Origin of the sequence: Spirosoma sp. (assembly GCF_048594605.1) — a bacterium.
GTDB lineage: Bacteria > Bacteroidota > Bacteroidia > Cytophagales > Spirosomataceae > Spirosoma.
This window is the reverse complement of the sequence record NZ_JBMDWV010000400.1, coordinates 1-5,321: the sequence shown is the minus strand read 5'-3', so window position 1 is coordinate 5,321 and position 5,321 is coordinate 1. Positions and strand designations below refer to the sequence as shown.

General features: G+C 49.8%; 4 protein-coding genes. 1 reads left to right on the top strand and 3 read right to left on the bottom strand.

Features of this window, described 5'->3' with window-relative positions:
* The 3 genes from ACOJS8_RS24905 to ACOJS8_RS24895 form a co-directional block, all read right to left on the bottom strand.
* Positions 1 to 333, bottom strand: a 333-nt coding sequence (locus ACOJS8_RS24905) for an RNA polymerase sigma factor (RefSeq protein WP_420151271.1), incomplete at its 3' end; no start/stop codon positions are given.
* 95 nt (positions 334 to 428) lie between these two features.
* Positions 429 to 2,144, bottom strand: coding sequence for an adenine deaminase (gene ade, locus ACOJS8_RS24900; RefSeq protein WP_420151270.1), 1,716 nt, complete (start codon positions 2,142 to 2,144; stop codon positions 429 to 431).
* Between the two features lie 9 nt (positions 2,145 to 2,153).
* A complete protein-coding gene (locus ACOJS8_RS24895) occupies positions 2,154 to 3,302 on the bottom strand; it encodes an acyltransferase family protein (RefSeq protein ID WP_420151272.1) in 1,149 nt (382 codons plus the stop codon).
* 313 nt (positions 3,303 to 3,615) lie between these two features.
* Here ACOJS8_RS24895 and ACOJS8_RS24890 point away from each other — a divergent pair, with 313 nt between their 5' ends.
* A complete protein-coding gene (locus ACOJS8_RS24890; protein WP_420151269.1) occupies positions 3,616 to 5,289 on the top strand; it encodes a UxaA family hydrolase in 1,674 nt (557 codons plus the stop codon).
* The last annotated feature ends 32 nt before the right edge of the window (positions 5,290 to 5,321 follow it).

The following is a 5,321-nucleotide window of genomic DNA, read 5'->3' as shown; positions in this document are numbered from 1 at the left end:
GCCGACTCGCCGACCGTTGGTAATTTCATCCTGACTAACCAGCTTTTGCTCAGCCGTTAAATGACGGACCAGTTTCCGCTTAATGGAGGCCATCAGATAGAAACGAACCGAAGTAGTTGGGCCGATGGTGGTCCGGTGCTTCCACAGTTCAACGAATAGGTCGTGGATGCAATCTTTAATCAAAGCCCGATCCGTAGCGAAGTGAGCGCAATAATGGTAGAGAGTCTGAACATAGTTTTGATACAATCGGGCAAACGCATTTTCATCGCCACCGCGAAATTGATTCCATAGGGTTTCATCGTCGGGGCCGTTGTGGGTACGAGAGCGAGCCATGAGAGGGTGAGTAAAGGTTAGGAATAGCCTTGAGGTCTGTAAACTTACCGATAAAAAATAGAATTAAAAAAGTAATTAAATAAAAAATTTTTTTGTCACTTTTCCTTAATTGAGAGAGGAGTAAAAGCAAAACGTTTTCCGTCGAATAGTCCTTTGTCACTGAGTTTCAAGCTTGGGATAACCAGCAAGGCCATAAATGAAAGCGTCATAAAAGGCGCAGACAACGTACTACCTAGCTCTTTCTTCGCAAATTGATCAAGTGACGAATAGCGAGCTGCTACGTCGTAGCCGTCCAAATCAGTCATTAATCCAGCTACAGGAAGGGGTAATAAGGCAGTGGACGAAGGGTATGAGGCATGGGGTAAAACCGTATTGACAGCTTCATCTACCCCGCTCCATGCCTCATGCCCTTCGCCCACTGCCGACAAGCCTCCTTTTGCTTCAATGACCAGATTAATAGCTCGACAGATACTCTCATCATCGCAGCCAACAGCGGTAATATTATGCGAATCGTGCCCGACTGAGGAAGCAAGAGCGCCCTGTTTCAAGCCGAAATTTTTGATGAACGCAACGGCAGGCGGAGCATCCTGATACCGATTGACGACGACGAGCTTTAAGATATCATTCGCTACGTCAGGGACGATCTGTCCATTTTCCAGCTTCGGCGCTGCGTATATTTCATTGGTAATCAACTGCCCATCAAGCGCTTCGATTACTCGTATTTCGTTTATCGACTCGCCGGAGAACGTAGCACTTACCGCCAAATCTTCGGACTTTTTCGGTGAGCAGTTGAACTGATTTACGTGCTCACTCCGCAAATCCGGTATAGTAGACTGACCCTTTTCGGCTACGATCTGCCCGTTAATAACCGTTTGTTGCACACGAAAATCCTGTAACGTATCAACGACGATATAATCAGCCGGATCGCCTTCGCGTAGCAACCCCACCGGCAACCGATAATGCAGTACCGGATTCAGGCAGGCGGCCCGCAGTACGTTCCAGAGCGAATGGCCTTTTGCCAAAGCACGGATAACTAATTGATTAATATGTCCTTCTGCCAGCGTATCGGGGTGCTTATCGTCGGAACAAAACATAATCTGCGCCGGAAATTGACTTAATAGCGGAATAAGGGCTTCAAAGTTGCGGGCCGCGCTTCCTTCCCGTATCAGGATATGCATTCCTCGACGGGCCTTGTCCAGCCCTTCCTCGTACGTGAAACATTCGTGATCAGTGCTGATTCCGGCATCGATATACTGTTGAGCGTCATCGCCCATCAAGCCTGGCGCATGTCCATCAACGGGTTTATTAAATGCTTTGGCCAGCGTGATCTTGGCCGTTACGCCCGGGTCCTGATTCAATACGCCTGGGAAATTCATCATTTCTGCCAGGTAACCAATCTCTTTCATCGCCAGCAATTGCCGAACATCCTTTACGTCGACGATTGCTCCAGCCGTTTCGAACGTAGTGGCTGGTACGCAAGATGGAGCACCGAACATAAATTTAAACGGAACCCGCCGAGCCTCTTCGATCATATAATTGACGCCCGCTACGCCCAGTACGTTGCCGATTTCATGCGGGTCCGATACGGTTGCGACGGTACCATGCACAACAGCCAGCCGGGCAAACTGGGGTGGCGTCAGAAGTGAACTCTCAACGTGAACATGAGCATCCACAAAGCCCGGCAGTACGTACGGTTCGCCTGTGCGTTCAGGGCCAAGCCGCTGAATATTAGCGATACGTCCCTCTTCTACCGTAATGGTTCCATAAAAAATTGCCTGATCAAACAGGTTCAGGATATTAGCAGTAATCATGCGAATTATTTAGATACGGATGAACAAACGTCGGCGGTACATCCAAAGAAGAATCAGGTAAAAAATGCCTAATGTAACAAGGCCAATCAACAGCGGCTCGAATATCGAACCGAACAATAGAAAAGGTCCGTGCCCGAAGTGGGTGTACAACGACTTGATAATGAAACTGTCGATCAAATGCACCAGGCAGTAGATGGCGATGGAATTCATGCCGACGACCACAAGCGGAAAAGCCCAGTTGCGTTTTTCTTTTACGTCAATAACGTAGTAAAAAAGCGCTAAAAGCCCGAAACACCATCCACCACTAAACAGTACCCAGGCCGGCGTCCAGATCCGTTTCACGACAGGGCAAATGCCTAAAACATGCAACAGCCCCCCCGACACGATGCCAATTATCCCTGCCAGCAGAAAGCGTTTCAAAATCTCCTGCTGCGTGATTCCCGACCGTAACCACCGTCCTGCCTGTAACCCAAGCACCATTGTGCCGAGCGTGGGAATAAAGCTGAGCGTGGCGTATCCCCCACCGTTAAACAAAAACGGTTTTACGCGTGGGAACAGATTTAGAAACCACGTATCAAACGCCCAGGCCAGGTTACTATTTTTATTGAAATGTGCCATCAGACCCGTGTAATGCTCCGGCCAATCTGGCGGAACTCCTACAGCACTGTAATCGAAATTGGCCCCTGGAGCGGGATAGAGTATGAACGCTAACCAATAGATGAACAGAATCAGTCCAAAGCCAATCCAGGTTGTGCGGACGTTGGTATGACCGAGCAGGAATAGCAACGGATAGCCAAGACCAATCTGCGTGAGCGTATCCTCGAAGGTAAAATTGGTTTGATCAGCATGGGTAGAACGCAGAAAAATGCCGAGTAAAATCAGAATCAGCGACCGACGCAGTGCCCGGCCAAACTGCTTTCCAAAGGCATGCCCCTGGGTGGCCCGGCTGGCTACCGAATAAGGCAATGCAACCCCAACCAGAAACGAGAAAGAGGGCTGAATCAGGTCGTGCAGCGAACAGCCCGCCCATGCTACGTGACTCTGATGATGTGCCAGGAATGCCCAGAAAGCGCTATCTGGAAAGGCTTCGTGCAGATGATCAAATTTCAGGATCTCAGCAGCCATCAAGGTCATGACGAAACCACGATAAGCATCCATCGACATCAGTCGGCCAGCCAGAAAGGGGTTTGGGGGTGCAGTTAAAGGTTGGGGCATACGGCAGGTTAGGTTCGGAGGTTAAAACTTGGGATTGGCTACCAAATTCGCAAGCAGTAAACACAAACTTTTTTAGGAAAGCTGGTATATTTCGCCCAAACACGTCTCTTTTACGTTGTTGGTCATTCATCGTTGTTTCAAGACACCGTAGGTTTTCCTGATCATTACAGATTTTCAGATAATCATGATTAATTCATAAGAATCTGCGTTCTATTGGAAATAATGCCCAACGACAATTCATTAAACCGTTTTTCCAATGTCTGCCCGTGTATTAAAAGTTCACCCTGCCGATAACGTCATCGTTGCCTTACGCGACCTGTCGGCTGGCGAACGTATTGATTTCGAGAATGATACGTATGAGTTGCCTTACGCTGTTGGGGCCAAGCATAAATTTGTAACGGAAGATCGTCAGCCGGGCGATCCGATCACGATGTATGGCGTGCTGGTTGGCAAAGCAACGCAACCGATTCGGCGGGGTGAGCCCATCACTACGTTCAATCTCAAACATGACGCCGACCGCTACGGTCTCGATAAAAAACAGCCCTATTCGTGGCAGCCGCCTGATGTTTCGCACTGGCAGGGCCGTACGTTTATGGGCTATCACCGGGCCGATGGCAGCGTCGGCACCCGTAATTACTGGCTGGTGGTGCCGCTGGTTTTTTGCGAGAATCGGAACGTACTGATTCTGAAAGATGCATTCGAGCGTGAGCTTGGCTACTCACAGCCCGATACGTACCGCGATCAGGTTCACGAACTGCTGAGTCTGTACAAAGCGGGCGATATGGATGTGATCAAAAAGATGGAACCGTTTGTGGATGAGTCGCAGAACAGAACCCTGACGCATCCATCGAAATTGGGAAACCGACCCTTCAAAAACATCGACGGCATCAAATTCCTGACGCACGAAATGGGCTGTGGCGGCACCCGCCAGGACTCGGCGTACCTGGGTTCGTTACTAGCCGGGTTTATTAACAACCCGAACGTAGCAGGTGCTACGGTGCTGAGTCTGGGCTGTCAGCATTTGCAGGTCGACATGGTTGCCGCCGAAATCAAGCGACAGAATCCAAAATTCGACAAACCACTTTTGTTATTTGAACAACAGGCCGGAACCGAATACGCGCTGATGGCGCAGGCGGTAAAGGAAACGTTTCTGGGACTGGTTGAAATCAATAAAATTGAACGCCAGCCCGCTCCGCTCAGTGCGCTGACTATTGGACTTAAATGCGGTGGCTCGGATGGTTTTTCGGGTATTTCTGCCAATCCGGTACTCGGTCATTTGTCCGACACGGTCGTTACGTTGGGTGGAAAAACCGTACTGGCCGAATTTCCAGAGTTGAACGGTGTTGAGCAGGAACTTATTAACCGTACCGACGATACTAATAAGGCTCAGAAATTCATTACGTTAATGAGCGACTACTCGGCGCAGGCTGAAGCGGTTGGCTCTGGTTTCGACATGAACCCATCGCCGGGCAATATCAAAGACGGACTGATTACCGACGCCATCAAGTCGGCGGGAGCGGCCAAAAAAGGCGGGACATCGCCCGTAGCCGACGTACTGGATTATGCCGAGCCTGCCGTTACGCCCGGCTTGAGTCTGCTTTGCACGCCCGGCAACGACGTAGAAGCGACAACCGGTATGGCGGGCTCAGGCACAAACGTCATTCTATTTACGACGGGTCTGGGTACGCCTTCGGGCAATCCAATCTGTCCGGTTGTGAAGGTATCGACCAATACGAAGCTGAAAAATCGAATGCCCGACGTCATTGATTTCGACAGTGGCCCGATCATCGATGGTGAACAAAGTATTGCCCAAAACGCCGACGCCCTGCTCGACTACATCATCCAGCTCGCATCGGGCGAACTCATTACCCAGGCTGAACGGCTTGGTCAGGACGATTTCATTCCCTGGAAACGGGGGGTATCACTTTAATTTTGAATGATAGAGTGATTGAATGATTGAAT